This window comes from Legionella sp. 227, from assembly GCF_043161935.1.
Taxonomy (GTDB): domain Bacteria; phylum Pseudomonadota; class Gammaproteobacteria; order Legionellales; family Legionellaceae; genus Legionella; species Legionella sheltonii.
This window is the reverse complement of the sequence record NZ_CP171154.1, coordinates 1,830,814-1,846,892: the sequence shown is the minus strand read 5'-3', so window position 1 is coordinate 1,846,892 and position 16,079 is coordinate 1,830,814. Positions and strand designations below refer to the sequence as shown.

The window sequence follows — 16,079 nt, the reverse complement described above, 5'->3', positions numbered from 1 at the left end:
TTATTCTATGGCAAAAGATGCAAATAAGGTTACAGCCATTTCTTTTTTTTAAAAAGGAAATACAAGAATAAGGCACAGAAAATAATTAAACCTAATGCGCCAAAATATCCGTATTTCCAGTGTAACTCAGGAATCCATACAAAATTCATTCCATAGATTCCAGTAATTAAATTGAGTGGCAAAAAAATGGAGGCAAAGGCAGTGAGTATGGCCATTGTCTTACTCATTTTTTGCATTAATTCATTATCAATTTGTCCTAATAAGCTATTTAATAACTCACGAATAGAATCCACTTCATGAATGATGAGATGGCTATGATTCGATAAATTATATAAGGAAGAACGGCATTCTTCTGAGACAACAGAAATATTGCGAGTCGTAATCCGCATTAAAATTTCTCTTATTGCCATCATGTAGCGTTTGATTTGTAAGGTCTGGTGCTTTACCTCGGCAACATCCTTATAGATATTTTCATTCGTGGTTTGTAATAAAGAATCGAACTCCTCCGCTATTACCTCATAATTAAAAAGCACCTTGGCATAGTCATTAATAATCCCTTCAAGAAATAAAAATAATATGAAACAAGAGGTTTTTGCATAATGAATAGACTTTGAACAATTGTTTAGAAAATCAAATAATACAGGCAGCGGTTGTGCCGATGCAGTAAAGCAGTAATTCGCAGTAAGATGAAGCACTAAGTTATCGAGTTTAATTTCATTATTCTCATCGAGCTCAAGCGAAGCCAAACATTTAATTTGCAATGTGAGCGCCTTATCATTATCAATAAGATTCGTTAAATTATTTTCTGCACATAATTTAGTGACCTCCTCAGGTAATTTGAGTGTGTTGGTGAGTTGATTAAAAACATCGACTTGCTGGAGGTTACTATGGATCCAATACACTTTGGTTTTATCTTGGGTATTGATCTTCAATTCCTCAAGAGCAACCTGTTTCATATTGTGATGGGTTAAATCAAATTCAATTGCAATGGTGTCAAAAGTATTCATTTTAACGTACATCCATGTGATGCCTTTAATTAATTATGACTTGTTTTTTCTGATAATCAATTTCAAGACAACTGTTCTGAATTTGCGAGTATTCTCTAGAGAATCCCGTCATCCTGATTTGTGTGGAATGACATACCCAGACCAAGAGTAGTTTCCCAAGCACTCCGCCATCCTGAGCAGTTTACAACGAGGGATCTCCTCATTGCGACACTTATCATGTTGGGCCAAGTGTTTAGGCAAGGGCTCTGGGTAATAGGCATCCGTATATATTGGTACACTATTTTTGTTAAGGATTGCATTCACATGGTCATTCGTAATGATCGTATCCCATATACTCAGTTGATAATTTGATAAGGCGTCAGTTGTGAGGAAATTTGTTTTAATACAACACTAAGTGCGGATTTTTCCCTCCTCAAGCGCACCCTAATTGTATAAATTTAGCGCAAAAATTCGTAAAGTTTGTTAATATTCCCTTAATAATTAATCTATAAAATACCGCCATTGTTAAAACTATTCATGCAGATAAAGACTTTCAATCTGGATGAGCGGAGGACTGATACAACTTAGGCAATCTTAATCAATAAGCTCGATTTTGTTGAAATAGATTTTTTAAGTTATATCAGTGATGTTTAACAAATAAACCCAATCCATAAGAAAAATAAGGGTTAGTACCATTCCATATTTTGTTTGCACCCTACCTTAAATCATCTGTTCACCCACCTATCTCAAGCAAATTGACCTGATTTCTTAGGACTAAAAATTAATTCGCATTTATCTATTCTTTTTCATTTTAAAAAACGAATTAACTTTATAAGGTTCAAAAATGACAATACGCTATTTATCTTTTGATTTTGATGGATGTTTATTTAACAGGGCTTATGTTCAATTACCTCATAACAATTTTAGTAAGGATCGAACTGATGCCGTCCTGGTTAAAAATAGGGGGTTCCTGGACAAACTAAAAAGTGAAAATACCAGGTTTTCAGCAGTTTACGGTTTCATTGGTTCGACCCGTCAAGATTATTTCACCGACATGATAAACGGCGGTATTTATAATCCAAAACAATTTAGGGGATCTTGTTGTCCGGCAATGGTCACCATTTGTGATGATCTGGGCATTACTTTTGATCCACTCCTGCTCGCAGACATTGACGGCGAATTGGCCATCGGCACTTCATACAAGCGCATCATGGATGAGATTAACAACGGCACATGGAGTGATTCCGATAAAAATATTCATCAACATGCAAGCTGTGCCAGCATGGATGAATATAAAAGAACCATTCTTTTTACGCAAATGCAAAAAGCAGCGCAGGATCATCCAGAAGAAGAAATCATATTTGATTTTTTTGATGATCGACTAGACATCTTATGGACTCTAAAAGAATATTTTAATGAATACCCCCACATGATTCCCAAGAATGTACGCTTGCGTATACACAGTTATGCTGGAGAAGAAGACAAGTTATTTGAGTCTATTCAAGGTATAGGAAACCCAATGGCTAACTATCAATTCTGCTTACGCAAAATGCATGAAAACGTTAAGTATTTGAATGAAGTTGCAGAGGCACTTAGAGAGATTGCTTTAAAAACTCGTCCTGGAGAGAAAATATTTTCTATTATGAAAGAACTTGCGGAAAAGGGACTCTATTTTGAGAGTTTTGCGCAAGCAAAAGGCTCCTTTGCTCAAAATCCTAACGCCCCCTTTGCGGTACATCCGAGCAGACATAAGGCTGACAGTCTATATCTGTTCACTGTTTCTTATCCAACCTCTAAAGATGTTGTTTCTTTAAGATATGGTCTGGATTTTGAAGGCAAGTTATTCCTGGTTGATGATGAGGGTAAACGATTTGAGATAGGAATGGATCCCCAAGGATTGGCTGCCACACTGGCAACCCATGTTGGTCACGCAAAAAATCTTGTAGCAACCACTGAAAAGTCGAACAAACCTGTTACGCAACCTGCTGAGTCAAAACCTGAAGAAGTGTCAAAAGGCGAGGCTCTTTACCAGGAACTCACAATGAGTCCTTATTTTGTTGCCGATGCAACTAAGGTTAAAGCCGCTCTGGAAGCCAATCCTGAGTTCCCCTTTGTGATACGCAAAAGTAGTGCCTCCAAAGAAGGGATGATAACTTTTGTTGCCGCCCATGATACATCAAAGGGAATTGTTTCCACACGCTATGGGCTCAATAACCAGGGTGAACTATTTACTCTCGATAACGATGGCGCATATAAGCTCACGGACATATCTGAGAATTTAGTAAGCGTTTTGACAGAACAGACTCTTGTTGTGACAGAACGAGTCAATCGTGCCAAAAATCTTGAGGATATCACCTTTAGTGCCAGTCAAAAAACGAATCAAACAATAGGAGTTTTGGTAGCAGAACAAGGATTCTTTGCAGCCAAAGTGGCAGAGGCTACAGATACACATGGTCCTGGTCATGATCTGCAACCCTAAATAGACTGTAGCAAGCATAGGCCGGACTTATGCTTGCTTTTTTCCATAAGGTTATCAAAATGACTATACGCTACATATCTTTAGATTTTGATGGATGTTTATTCAATAAGACGTTCATGGAATTATGGGGTAATCAATATAAAGGCCGGCAGGCTAATGCCCTTATTCTTGCAAATCAAGATCTTCTATTCCAACTGAAAAGAGAAAATACAAAATTTTCAACAACCTATGCATTCATTGGCTCTACCAGACAGGACCTTAGTATTGACGAAGTAAATGGGAAAGGATCTTGTTGCCCCGCCATGCTCACTATTTGCAATGCTCTGGGCATGGTACATGACCCCTTACTGCTGGCCGATATAGAGGAAAATTTGGAAATCGGCACTTCGTTCAATTTAATCATGAGCGAAATCACCAAGAACACATGGGGTATGTTCCACGAGAATACTCATCATCATGCTTTTTGCAAGCAAACTGATGAATATAAGAGGCCGCTGCTTTTTGCACAAATACAAAAAGCAGCGGCGGATCATCCAGGAGAAGAAATAGTTTTTGATTTTTTTGATGATCGAATGGATATATTGACAGTGCTGAATCACTATTTTAGCAAATATCCCTACCTGATTCCTCAAAATGTGACCCTACGCTTACATCGTTACGCCGGAGGAAAAGAGCAATTCATAGAGTCTCTTCATGGTGAAGGAAAACCAATACCAGACTATCCATTCTGGGTACGTGCGATGCCTCAAAATCTCAATGATCTGGATAAAGTTGCAGAGACACTGATGGAACGGGTAATGAGCCCCAAAGAGAAAATATTCTATATTATGCGTGACGTGTTTCAATATGGCCGCTTTATCAAAAGTATTGATGAGGTGAAGGATTACTTCGCTAAAGATCCCAAGGCTTCCTATGTGGTGCATCCCAGCAGGCAACATGGTGATGAACATGCACTGTTCTCTGTTTCCTTTAAAACGGCTAAGGGTATCGTTTCATTTCCCTTTGACTTTAATTTTAATGATAAAAAAATATTTCTGGTTGACGAGGATGAGCGATTCGAAGTAGACATGCATCCGCGAGGAATAACAACCACACTGTTTTTGCTTACTGAACAAGCAAAGTTGATAATAAACTACGATGACAAATGGAAACCTGGCACTCATAAGGTTCAATCAAAAATATCAAAAGGTGAAATTCTCTATCAGGAGCTTACAGAAAGTCCCTATTTTGTTGCCGATGCACAACGAGGTAAAACCATTCTGACAGATAATCCCCAACTCCCCTTTGTAATACGCAAAAGCAGCTTCTCAAGGGAAGGGATGATCACTTTTGCTACTGACTTTAATACCTCTAAGGGAATTTTTTCTATACGCTATGGCCTGAATGCTCAGGGAGATCTTTTTGTTTTAGATAATAAGGGCGCATGTAAGGTCAAAAATGTTTCCAAAAACTTCTTGGACATTTTGAAGGAGCAAACTCTTGTTGCGGAAATACTTGTGAATCGAACCAAGAATATTGAGAGCATCACCTTTACTCGTGATCAGAATAAAGCGGGTTCTAAGGATCAAACAACAGGAGTTGTGGCCTCACAAAAAGGATTCTTTGCTCACAAAGCGCCACTTCCTGCTGAAGCACATATTCTTCCTCATGGTATGAAACTTTAAATAATACTAAGTAGCAAACATAGGTTTGGCCTGTGTTTGCTTTTACCTCTCAAAAACAACCTCAAAGGCTGTTTTTAATTATTTTTTAGCAAATCCTCTTGAACCTTTAGTGTAGATAAGTTAATTATCAACATGGACCCTAAATATCCAATTAGATTATTGGAATGCAAAAAGGATTTAGACATGAAGACAAAAATACCTACTTTCTCAAAATCGCAACGCAAAAATCCTAAAGACAGCCGGGCCTTGCCCGTGCAATTGGTACAACGCGCCGAACCCGATCGCACCTACTATCTTAAAAGTACCGCAGCAGAAATAAATAATTTTTTTTCCTTGCGCGTCAAAGAGCTGTACCACACTCTGGCATGGACCTTTTCTTTAGAGTCTGTGGATTGGAGTACGTTTAACAAATACATTTGGCCTACCATTTCTTCTGGTGCCGCATTACTTCTTGGTCATTATCTAACACCGCTTCTAAGCGAATACCTAATGGGGAGTTCCGAATATGATTTTGTTATCAAATTTCTTTTTAGTGCAACCCTATTAGGATATTGTGCCTTAAATCGGATTACAGACAATAAACTAGAGTCCGGAGTGGCACTATCTGCTGCGGTAGCCAGTGAGGTTATGGCAATAACATACATGTACAGTTCGGTTTTTAAGGGCACTACCTTTTTACTCCCTGTAGCTGATGAATATTCATTAATTGCCGGATTGGGAGCGAGTACATTGGTTGTTCCCAGCGGCATTTCTTATCTCACCCAAAAAGCACAAGAATTACTCGTCCGCTTCCAATACAGTCGAGGCGCACAACGCTCAGATACCGCAGTGATTTCCAGCGGGCTAACGCCAGTATCCAATATCTGGTTCCAAATCAATCATTTTATCGCCAGTGAATTAATGGTCAGTTCCCGTGCCTTTCAATTGGGACTTATTTCTCACAATATTCGTTATGCGGACCGAATCGTACAAAAATTTCGTAACTTACCGGCATTACTCGCTGATTTAGCCCCATCGACGATAAAAAAAATGCGGGTGCAACAAGAAAAACTGGACCATGATTACGAATACAATCATAAGGTACATCGGGTTTTAAAATTTACCGTAAATGGACCCATGCTCGTTAGTGTCCCCAGATACAAGCTTCGTACTGGAGATCTCGTTCTTTGTGATGAAAGCATCTCTTTGGATTGTGTGCCCATATCTGGAGAGCTTGTCGCGCTACAACGTAACGTAGAAGGCCAATGGACGCCAACGCTGGAGCGTAAAAAATTGAGCGTGAATCTTAAAGCGCAAAATGGAGAGGATGTTTGGATAGAACATCAAACCAAAGCGAATTTGACCTCAGATTACAAAAAAGTGGACTTATATGCAGTTCGGGATGGCAAACAAGCAGGAGTACTCGTAGGCGATAAATTAAACCTGTATGGGAATGACAATATTTTTATTCAAATTAAGCCTGAGAAGGAACTTGTATTAAGTAGTAACTATGAGAAGAAAGCAGTTATTAATGAGATTATCGCCGAACGCAAGCAAAGAAGTGTTTTATATTCTATTTTAGGCTCCATCATTATGGCTGCTTTTCTGCAGCGGGACATTACTCTAATGCCTGCAGAAACGCTAAGACTCATGTTCACCCTCTTTCAAACGATGATCCCCTTTTCTGAGGCTTTTTTACGGGAAACTGTAAATAGCCGCTTGATGAAAAGCCTAAATAGCAATTTGGGGGATCAACCTTTTGAAACGATTGATGCGCTTCGTCTGGTGGATTTATGTAATGCTTTGGGTGGATATTATCGTGATAAATTTCCCTATGGGGTTGCGATTATTTCAGATAAAACCGGCACTCTGACAACAACTCAAATGAATGTATTAGGATTGTGGACTACCGATATGCAATCTGAAGTACAGCACCTACTCAAAGAAAACAAAGGAAATCTACTGCTACCCGAAGAATCACAATGGCGTAAATCCTTTGAGGTATTTTGTTATGCCTTTACTAACAATATAAAGGAATTAGAACCTGAGGAACATGCCATTTTGGGGTTATTCAAATCTTTATTGGATAGTTCTCAGTGTTTGGAAGTGACCACCCTCGGAAACAATCACTTTAAAAAAGTGATTGCTTCTAAAAAAGAAGTTGAGACGTTTCATCTGGGTTTATATCGTACCTTTGGCGGCCGTTTCACCCTCGTGCAGGATGGCAAAGAATCCTCTCTTGTCTTTTGTGGGGTGCCTAAAGCGGATGCGTTTCAAGAAACTCCTTTGTTACGGGCTTATACGTCGATGCAAAGTCGTACCGCAGTTTTATCCCGCGATTGGTGTATCGCCCACACGCCAATTAATGAATTTGAATTTACAACCTTAAAAAAATTATTTGATAAAGATGATAAAAAAGCGATTGAAGAGTTTATTTTAAAAAATCCATCATTACTCAAAAAATTAAGCTATTACGGCACTTTTATTATTGATAACCCAGTAAAAAAAGGGGCTGAACAATTTATCGCTCAATGCCGAGAAATATCCGTTCCGGTATTTGTAGCAACAGGTGATACAACTAAAGCAGCGGTAAATATTGCCAAAGTATTATGTCCGGAAAATGCGAAAAACATCATTACCATTCGCGCCAATCAGGCTGAAGACCAAGCGTTTGACGGTTTAAGTGAAAAAAATTGTCCACCCGATGCCACAGTCATATTTGCCGGCGTCAATGAAACCGTATTAGCACAGTTTCAAAAATTGTTGAATCGAGAGAAAACAAAACGTCCAGTCATTATTTTTGCAGAAATGAGTACCGAAGGAAAAGGTATTCTTGCCCGTTATCTCAAAGATCATCATTATTTTATCGTCGCAAATGGTGATGGGACCAATGATGTCATGATGATGAAAAACTCCAATGTGGTTATCGCCCATCATTCCGATGATGGTACGTTTGCTCCTGGTGTAGGTGCTTTGGCAAATATCAGTGAAGAGCAATTAAGAAGATTATTTGGTTCTGATAAAACCTTTTACGAGCTTTTTGATATTAATCTTCCGAAAAGCTTGTTTGTCCAGCAATTCGCTCCTTTAGCGAACTCACAAGAAAAACCGACGATGGCCTTAGCACTTAAAAGCGGGAAAATGACTTTTGATCTAGCGAAAGCGGTCGGTGCAAATGTCACAGAAATGAATCAGCAACATTGGTATAGCGTTGCATTTGACCTATTATGGTTATGGATTGCATTTTATGAAATTAATCAAAGCGCTGATTTACCGATGGATAACCGCAATGTCAATGCTTCACGATTGATTTCAAATACTATGGGCATTGCGCTACTCATCGCAGTTTTTCAATCTTTGGCGAATTATGCGCTGTTTAATGAATCAACCAACTTAGGCAGCATGCTGATGATGTTAACCCTGCTCCCCTTCGTTCTCAAAAGTGTTTTTTCAGGCTTTAAAATGGTTCAAGAGAGCTTATATCCTGAGCCTGAAATCATCGCAGTTGAAGAGGAAAAGGAGACGAATACGAATCGCTCCATCGTGAGTTATGTGGGTTCTTTTTTTTCACGTAAACCTGCAAAGCACTCGGAGAAAATATCTGCTACTCCTAAACTGCAATAGGTATAAAAATCTTGAAGAAAAGTCAGATTTGAGTATCAAATAGGGCTTTTCTCAATTATTTTTTAGTAAAAGTAGTGCCGAAACAAGCAGCAACACGCCTCCGATGACAATCAAACCAGCACTGGAGATTAGGGATAATAAATTGGAGCCAAATCCGGTAACCATCCACGCAAAAGCCATCACAGCGCCTGATATACCCATCACCCACCCCTGCGATTGGGCATCAACCGCATTGGAGAATAGCGTTAATAAACAAGCAAAGGCCATAATATCAAAAGTTGCGATAACCACCGCTAAGGGCCATTGCCACAATGAATTGGGCATCACATACACCAGTAATTGACCTAAGCCCGTGAGTACAAGGGTAAATAAAGCGATGTGCTGAACCTTATATCGTTTAACACATAAGGGCATGCCAATAAGGATGCCTATAGCAAAACCTAAACCGATCATGCCTTGAACTGCACCCAATTGCCAATTGGTGTAATCGTAAGTCGTCTTCATATGTACAATGATGAATTGAAAATAAAGGCTAAATCCCATTTGCATTAATAAAAAAACTAACGCCAGAATGCGAACGGATTGATGTTCAAATGCTTCTATGAAAATTTGTACTGGACGAAAAAAGGATATTTTTTTATGAGATAAAGCTAAAACAGTATCTTGATAGCCAAGTTCGATCCAAGTCCAAGCGATAAATGCAAGGAATGCTGCCATCAAAAAAGGGGTCGTAAAAGTAAACCAAGGCAGTAATTGTTGATCCGACATCACTCCACCCAGTAAGGGCCCCAGAACAGAGCCAAAACTAAAACTCATAGAAATCAGACTCATGTTTAAGGCCTTAGTTTCAGGTGTACTCAAATCAGCAATAGAAGCTTGCGCTATCGGTTGGCTACCCGCCATTAAACCAGAAAGAGCTCTGCCAATAAGTAATAAACTCAAACAAGAAAAAGCAACTCCAGCCCCCATAAGTAGAAAACTGATGGTTATTCCCAACATGCACAACAATAATACTTTTTTCCGTCCCCAAACATCGGATAAATCCCCCATAAAGGAAGTTCCAAAAAACATGCATAAGGGATAAAGCATATAACTTAATCCTAAATAAAAATGTTTTACTGCCATACTCGCATTGGCACTTAAGACAGGACTATGTTCCGCTGTAAATATAGCGGTCATTACTGGATAAACGAGTCCAAAACCTAAAGCATCAATGACAACTGCAAAAAAGCAAGGAGCGGTTTTTCGAAACATAGAACACCTTTGGATTGAAAATATAATCTAATATACTGATATTTTTGAGAGATTGTCTAATAAAGAGAGTAAGGAATCCCTCTTATTCCCCATCGGTCAGCGCTTTGATTGAATAACTAGTTTGGAGGGATATGATAATTACTAAACTACATCCAGGCCATTCCCGCAAAGACGGGAATGACATATGATTTTTTTAATAAAGTCTTTGTAAGAAAAAATTCAATACAACGTTCCTTTACGGCTCAAGTGGCAATTTATTTTGTTCGATAAGTTTTAATGCGGCATCCACTGCGTCTGCATCATATTGAATCCCTCTTCCACGTTTAATTTCTGCAATAGCTGCACTCACACCTAAAGCGGGTCTATAGGGTCTATGAGATGACATTGCTTCTAATACATCAGCTACGGCAAGCACCAAGGCTTCGGGCAAGATCTCTTTTCCTTTCAGTCCTCGAGGATAGCCACTGCCATCAAGACGCTCGTGATGTTGCAAAATAACTTCTGCTACAGGCTCTTTAAGTGGAACATCTTTTAAAATATCATAGCCCGCTTGTGGATGCGCCCTGATGAGCTCCATTTCAACATCAGTCAGTCGAGTTGGCTTGGAAAGAATTTCCGCAGGTATTGAGATTTTCCCTATGTCATGGACTAACCCCATGAGTTCAATTGATGCACAACGTTCCGCGGACCAGCCAAGCTCTTTGCCAATTTCCTTGGCGATTAATCCCACCCGACGCTCATGGCCTGCTGTGTAGGGATCACGAAGTTCAACCATCGACGAAACAGCAAGAAAAGTTCCCTTTATAGCTGCTTCTAATTGAGCGACATATTGATCTATTTGTTCTCTTGCGTGCTGAATTTCGGTCACATCATCAGCTATGGTCAAGAACTGAGAAGTACCCTTCCAGGATATGACCGTCGTATCAACTCTTAAAATTAAAGAGGTACCGTCACTTTTTCTTGTTAAAGGTAAGTTATAAGTAATGCTCGATTCACCCTGATCTAATTGCTCCCATTTTTCAAGAACTAGTTTTCTTGTTGTTTCATCGTCGATCAAATCCAGCAATCCAATTGATAACAAATCTTTTTCATTTCGACCAATTAGTTCACAAAAGCGTGGGTTTACATATAAAAATCGCTTTTTATTACGTATGTAGACACCAACATGTGCTTGTTCAATAAATGCCTGGAAATGTTTTTCACTTTCTTTAAATCGCTGTTCTGCCTCGGTTGCTTTTTGTTCCGAGTAAAATCGGGTAAGCGTAGTCTTTAATAGAGTAGCTACTGAGTCTAAAAGAGAAACTTCCTCGGGTAAAAAAATGGTCTCTGGTGGAGGGGGAGCACAATAATATACATTTATTTTTATTGCAGATCCGTCATTAAGTCTAAATTCCTTTTCTAATTGATAAGGTAATTTTTCTGCATCAGGATTTGAACTAAACTCACCCCAATTACTTTCTATTTTTGCTACCATGTGTTCAGGGTATTGAAAAGCAGAGGGTAACTCATTCACTGTTTTTGCAAATAGTTCTTCAATATTTAAACTGCTGAGCGCAATTAAATTTGAAATTGTATAAAGGCATTTAAGTTCTTTAATCCGTTCTCCCAGGTCGTAGGTCAATTTTTTTCGCTCTTCTTCAAGCGCTTTACGAAAAGTGATATTTCTTACGATTTGTACCCAAGAATTGGGAAATAAATCAGATTCTATAGGTGACAAGCTGCATTCCACCCATCCCTTTGTTCCGGTCTTGATTTCCACAATAAATTTATTTCTTGTGATCGGCAGTTGCGAACATACCGCACATTGCTCAATCGCTTCAGACTTATTATGAAACAGGCTATGGGAAGATAGGCCCACTAACTCCTCAGGTTTAATCTGGGTATATTTTCCTGCCTCAGTGTTCGCTTGGCTGATGGTGCCTTCAGCTTGAACAATAAACGTAGGATCAGGAATATTATCGTAAGTTGTTGCAGCACGTGCCAATATAGCAAAGGGTCGACGTAAGGTTTGTACGACTAAAGCGATGTAGATAAACCAAAAAGAGTATATTTTCAAAATATGGCCGACTATGTTCTGTATGCCAAATAAATTTCTATAATCTGAAACTGCTAAATCGGAAAGGATCATGGAGATCAAACTCAGGCTTATATATAAAAGCAGCTCTTTTGATATCATGGCTTTCTCATACCAAAGTAATATGAGTGTCATAGTCAAAATAAGAACTACCCCCCATTCGCAATAAAGCTTAAACCAAGTCACCCCATAATTATCAATATAGGTGGTTGGAAAATGACCTGAAAAAATGGCTGCAAAAATAGCTAGAACTATTAAAAAAAATATAAAATTAACTACCCAAATCTTCATGGAATGTTTAAAAAAATAAATCGCAAAAAGAAAAGATAAAGCCTGAAGAAGACGAGCAGAAACCCAAAGTTGAGTGCTTAAATTACCTCCTCCTTGAGGCAATAAATCCATTCCCTGATATGAGAGGATATGGGCGATATCGAGGAGTGTACACCAACCTAAGGCTAAAGAAATAAAAACGACAAACTGATTTCTGGTGAATTGTGTCGTTGTGGCGGCTACAGTCATTGCAGTTAATCCAATAAACACCGAAATTAACTCAGTCAGAGTGTGAAACACCAGAAAGTTGGTTTTATACTCAATTAAAATACAGATTAGGAATAAAGCTGTTGGTGGTATCAATACTCTCCACAGCGGTGATTGAACTGGGACATAAGGAGTATAGGCTTCCCTAACAATACTCATTAATGTACTCCCGATGATGTTCCATGTTCATCCGTATGCATCCCGTAAATGGAATTGACTCATATTTTGCTTTTCTAAGTATAGTTCAATTAAACGTTTAGGTTTGATTTTAATAGCGTTCCGGCATAATTAATGAATAGCTATGATTAACTCAAATAATCACTAAAGACTGAGCTCATATTTCCTTAATTATTTATTGTTAAAATTGTTTTAATTTTAGCTATTAGTAATGAGGTTTTTCATGCAAAAAAAATACGAATCCACGACTATGGGAGCTGCCAAGAAGGAGAAAAAAAATGTTTCCTGGAATGACCATAAGACAGAAGGAAAAATAGATGAGGAACATCTTCAGATTGGGAAAAGTTTTTCTCCCACCAAAGAAACATTAGACAGCGAAATTTCAAAATTACAACAAAATGGATATACAGAAATTGAAGCCACTGCGATAGTAGGAAAACCAATAACACCGAGTGGCATAGAGATTATAAAAAATGAGATTTTTTACGATTCTGAAGAAAAAATCGCCGAGCGCAAATTTTTAGCGGCACAAAACTATAATCGTATAGGTAAAGAAGAATCTCCAGACAGTGAAGTGGATGTGCCCTCTGCGCGACAGAGAGAGCAATGGGTGGAAGCCGTAACTACTCCTAAAGAAAAATCGCCAACTTCAGGGAGTGAAGAACAGGGTGCAAAACTTACATTACCTTCGCAAGAGAATAAGCAAGAAAAAGAGAATGCAGTAAATCCCTATAGCTTTTTCTCACCAACCACTATTGGAGTAGGAGTAATTTTAGGTGTCGCAGCGACACTGGGAATTGCTGCATTAAGGAAATAAAAAAGATTTATAAAATCTCAATTGTAGCCTGGGTGAAAGCAACGCTGTAACCCGGGTTTTCTAACAAAATCACACGATATACCCTAAGCTCTCTGAACAACACCCAAGACTACAGAAGGCCTAAAATGTCAGAGGTTAAAATAACCATTTTTTAAATCCGTTTCAAAATCATCAGGCCAATTACTTCGATATAGACCATATTGCTTTTTTATGGAATTTTTTTCAATTGTTATCCACACCTGCCTACTGACTATTTGGTTGGGATCATAACTTGAACCGTTCTTTATTGTTATTTTGAATTCATGAGTAGCAAGCCCATTTCTAAATAAAATATTTTGAACATCTTCTTTTATTACATCCTCTCCATTATGCATTGTTTATTCCTTAAACGGGTACCTAAGGTAATTATAGTATTAACAGGTTACTTCTCATTAAATTCAGTGATCCAAAATTTTTGTGATGAATTGCTATTTGAAGGCACAGGCGCTACGACTATAGTCTGCACCAATGGGGGATTAAATGGTCCGTCAGCAGTTGCCCATTGATAAGTGATCTTAAATTTCCAAGAATTTTTACCTTGCGCCATTTTTTTAATCTTATAAGAAGTTATCCATGGACTAGAAACCCCGGAAACCCAATAGGGCCAACGATCTTCAAATTTCTTTTTCAATTGATCCGAAAATAACATGAATTGGACAGCGCCATTACGTTGTTTATTCGCTTTGGCAAATAAGTTGGCTACTCCGTCTAACTTCTGAGGCGCCAGTGCTTTCTCCAACATGGAGATTCGAGCTGCATCTGAATCAGATGGCGACACATTTTCAGTCATACCCTGTGCGGTAACAGAAAATAAAATCATCAATCCACTGAGCACAATACTTATTTTTGATATGGTCATAGTATTCTCTTTATCAAAGGTGGCTTTAATCTATTATTTATAGGCCAAATAATCCCCAATGTCATTAGGCTCTATCCGACGCCATCCTGAGCGTAGAGATCTCGAGATGATGAGAATTGTAATGGGATGAGTATTTTTTAAAGAGCGCAATCAAATGCTTCGCTGAGGGCCCCATTTCTTGAGGTTGGTGGTGTACTAAATAAACGGGGTACGTTCTGATATTATTTTCCTCCATAATCAGAGGGAGGATCGGTAAATTTCTCTCTTCAACCATTTGCTGTGGGAGCCAGGCAAAACCTATCCCGTGCGCCACACATTGAACTTTCATTTCCAAGGTACTTAGTTTCCAATGAAATTCAGAACCTAACCAACCTTCATTTCGTTTATGATTGGCTCCAGAGTCCTGAGCGATGAGATAACGTTCCTCATAAAGATCTTCGAGAGTAACCTGTTTTTGATGCAAGGGACTGTCTTTGTGAGCGTATGGACGAAAATGCACGTCCATTAATTTATTCCCTGTATAACCTTCTGGAATTTTTGAAATAATAGCAAGCTCTACATCCCCCTGAACTAATTGATCACTAGGACCTGATAATAAGCCTTGATGGATAATAAGCTTAGTCGATTGATTTTCCTGAGCGAATTGGTGCAGTACGGCCATTAATACAGATAATGGGAAAATCTCATCAATGGCGAGGCGCAATGATTTTTCATAGGTTGATTTTAAATTAAGCGCGGCAAGTTCAACATTTTTTGCCGCCCGGGTAATTTGTCGCGATAACTTTAGAATTTCCACTCCTTGTTCAGTCAACACAGCCCTACGTCCCTCAAGCTGCAGTAATTGCAACCCTAGCATGTCCTGAAGTTTTGCAATGGTATAGCTGATATTGGATTGGCTTTTATGCAATTTTATTGCTGCTTTAGCAAAGCTACCCTCGTCGATTACGGTTTGTAATACCCGCCATTGTTCCAAAGTGACCTTAGTCATCATTCATCACTCCAATCCATCTAAAAATTAGATATATTTGACCAAAATTATGCGCTTTTTTAATTTAAATAGCCATTTATAATCAATTTGTTAGATTAACAAGGAGCAATAATGAAAAAGATACTGTTGTCATTAATAACTGGCGGTTTATTGATTCACTCAATTTCTGGCGTCGCAGGATCTCTTCAGGAGACTAATAAGCACATAGTAAGCCAATTTTATCAAAAAGCATTGAATGAAAAAAACTTTGATGCGGCACAAAATTACTTGGGCGCATGGTATATTCAACATAATCCTATGGCTCAAGATGGGATTGAAGGCTTAAAAAACTACATCAATTACCTCAAAAACACATACCCTCAATCACACAGTGAAATCAAACGTATTCTTGCCGATGGAGATTATGTGATTGTCCATGTTCACTCTGTTCTAGAACCGGGAACAAAAGGACGAGCTATACTGGATATTTTTCGTCTAGAAAACAATAAAATTTATGAGCATTGGGACGTGATTCAATCCATTCCGGCTGAGTCAGCAAATAGTAATGGGATGTTTTAGAAAAAATTCCCCTTCATCCACTTATAAGTACCTTCTCTCCTTTG

At 38.6% G+C, this 16,079-nt stretch carries 11 protein-coding genes; 5 read left to right on the top strand and 6 right to left on the bottom strand.

Features of this window, described 5'->3' with window-relative positions; genetic code table 11:
- Positions 1–29 precede the first annotated feature (29 nt).
- On the bottom strand, positions 30–1,007 hold the full coding sequence (locus ACF8MK_RS07850) for a magnesium transporter CorA family protein (RefSeq protein ID WP_392538832.1): 978 nt from the start codon (positions 1,005–1,007) through the stop codon (positions 30–32).
- An 823-nt stretch (positions 1,008–1,830) separates the two neighbouring features.
- Between ACF8MK_RS07850 and ACF8MK_RS07845 the strand changes: the two genes are divergently transcribed.
- From ACF8MK_RS07845 to ACF8MK_RS07835, 3 genes are all read left to right on the top strand, one after another.
- The gene (locus ACF8MK_RS07845) at positions 1,831–3,465 is read left to right on the top strand and encodes a hypothetical protein (protein WP_392538831.1); all 1,635 of its coding nucleotides are present in this window, start codon (positions 1,831–1,833) and stop codon (positions 3,463–3,465) included.
- A gap of 59 nt (positions 3,466–3,524) precedes the next feature.
- Positions 3,525–5,129 carry a hypothetical protein gene (locus ACF8MK_RS07840; protein WP_392538830.1) on the top strand — a complete coding sequence of 535 codons (1,605 nt, stop codon included), beginning with the start codon at positions 3,525–3,527 and terminating at the stop codon, positions 5,127–5,129.
- A 183-nt stretch (positions 5,130–5,312) separates the two neighbouring features.
- The gene (locus tag ACF8MK_RS07835) at positions 5,313–8,732 is read left to right on the top strand and encodes a cation-transporting P-type ATPase (protein ID WP_392538829.1); all 3,420 of its coding nucleotides are present in this window, start codon (positions 5,313–5,315) and stop codon (positions 8,730–8,732) included.
- Between the two features lie 51 nt (positions 8,733–8,783).
- Here the strand turns inward: ACF8MK_RS07835 and ACF8MK_RS07830 are convergent, their stop codons facing one another.
- The gene (locus ACF8MK_RS07830; RefSeq protein WP_392538828.1) at positions 8,784–9,986 is read right to left on the bottom strand and encodes an MFS transporter; all 1,203 of its coding nucleotides are present in this window, start codon (positions 9,984–9,986) and stop codon (positions 8,784–8,786) included.
- Between the two features lie 235 nt (positions 9,987–10,221).
- On the bottom strand, positions 10,222–12,756 hold the full coding sequence (locus ACF8MK_RS07825; protein WP_392538827.1) for an MASE3 domain-containing protein: 2,535 nt from the start codon (positions 12,754–12,756) through the stop codon (positions 10,222–10,224).
- Between the two features lie 241 nt (positions 12,757–12,997).
- Here ACF8MK_RS07825 and ACF8MK_RS07820 point away from each other — a divergent pair, with 241 nt between their 5' ends.
- Positions 12,998–13,591 carry a hypothetical protein gene (locus ACF8MK_RS07820; RefSeq protein WP_392538826.1) on the top strand — a complete coding sequence of 198 codons (594 nt, stop codon included), beginning with the start codon at positions 12,998–13,000 and terminating at the stop codon, positions 13,589–13,591.
- Positions 13,592–13,719: 128 nt separating this feature from the next.
- Here the strand turns inward: ACF8MK_RS07820 and ACF8MK_RS07815 are convergent, their stop codons facing one another.
- The 3 genes from ACF8MK_RS07815 to ACF8MK_RS07805 all read right to left on the bottom strand — a co-directional run bounded on the left by ACF8MK_RS07815 (position 13,720) and on the right by ACF8MK_RS07805 (position 15,480).
- A complete protein-coding gene (locus ACF8MK_RS07815; protein WP_392538825.1) occupies positions 13,720–13,965 on the bottom strand; it encodes a hypothetical protein in 246 nt (81 codons plus the stop codon).
- Positions 13,966–14,012: 47 nt separating this feature from the next.
- On the bottom strand, positions 14,013–14,489 hold the full coding sequence (locus ACF8MK_RS07810) for a hypothetical protein (protein ID WP_392538824.1): 477 nt from the start codon (positions 14,487–14,489) through the stop codon (positions 14,013–14,015).
- A gap of 64 nt (positions 14,490–14,553) precedes the next feature.
- Positions 14,554–15,480: a LysR family transcriptional regulator gene (locus ACF8MK_RS07805; protein ID WP_392538823.1), complete on the bottom strand. Its 927-nt coding sequence runs from the start codon at positions 15,478–15,480 to the stop codon at positions 14,554–14,556.
- 108 nt (positions 15,481–15,588) lie between these two features.
- On the opposite strand from ACF8MK_RS07805, the gene ACF8MK_RS07800 reads away from it, so the two are divergent.
- Positions 15,589–16,035 (top strand): ester cyclase, encoded by a 447-nt coding sequence (locus ACF8MK_RS07800; RefSeq protein ID WP_392538822.1) that lies wholly within the window; start codon positions 15,589–15,591, stop codon positions 16,033–16,035.
- The last annotated feature ends 44 nt before the right edge of the window (positions 16,036–16,079 follow it).

Coding starts and splice junctions, on each gene's coding strand:
- ACF8MK_RS07850 (WP_392538832.1), bottom strand. CDS start 1,007: ATGAATACTTTTGACACCATTGCAATTGAATTTGATTTAACCCATCAC.
- ACF8MK_RS07845 (WP_392538831.1), top strand. CDS start 1,831: ATGACAATACGCTATTTATCTTTTGATTTTGATGGATGTTTATTTAAC.
- ACF8MK_RS07840 (WP_392538830.1), top strand. CDS start 3,525: ATGACTATACGCTACATATCTTTAGATTTTGATGGATGTTTATTCAAT.
- ACF8MK_RS07835 (WP_392538829.1), top strand. CDS start 5,313: ATGAAGACAAAAATACCTACTTTCTCAAAATCGCAACGCAAAAATCCT.
- ACF8MK_RS07830 (WP_392538828.1), bottom strand. CDS start 9,986: ATGTTTCGAAAAACCGCTCCTTGCTTTTTTGCAGTTGTCATTGATGCT.
- ACF8MK_RS07825 (WP_392538827.1), bottom strand. CDS start 12,756: ATGAGTATTGTTAGGGAAGCCTATACTCCTTATGTCCCAGTTCAATCA.
- ACF8MK_RS07820 (WP_392538826.1), top strand. CDS start 12,998: ATGCAAAAAAAATACGAATCCACGACTATGGGAGCTGCCAAGAAGGAG.
- ACF8MK_RS07815 (WP_392538825.1), bottom strand. CDS start 13,965: ATGCATAATGGAGAGGATGTAATAAAAGAAGATGTTCAAAATATTTTA.
- ACF8MK_RS07810 (WP_392538824.1), bottom strand. CDS start 14,489: ATGACCATATCAAAAATAAGTATTGTGCTCAGTGGATTGATGATTTTA.
- ACF8MK_RS07805 (WP_392538823.1), bottom strand. CDS start 15,480: ATGATGACTAAGGTCACTTTGGAACAATGGCGGGTATTACAAACCGTA.
- ACF8MK_RS07800 (WP_392538822.1), top strand. CDS start 15,589: ATGAAAAAGATACTGTTGTCATTAATAACTGGCGGTTTATTGATTCAC.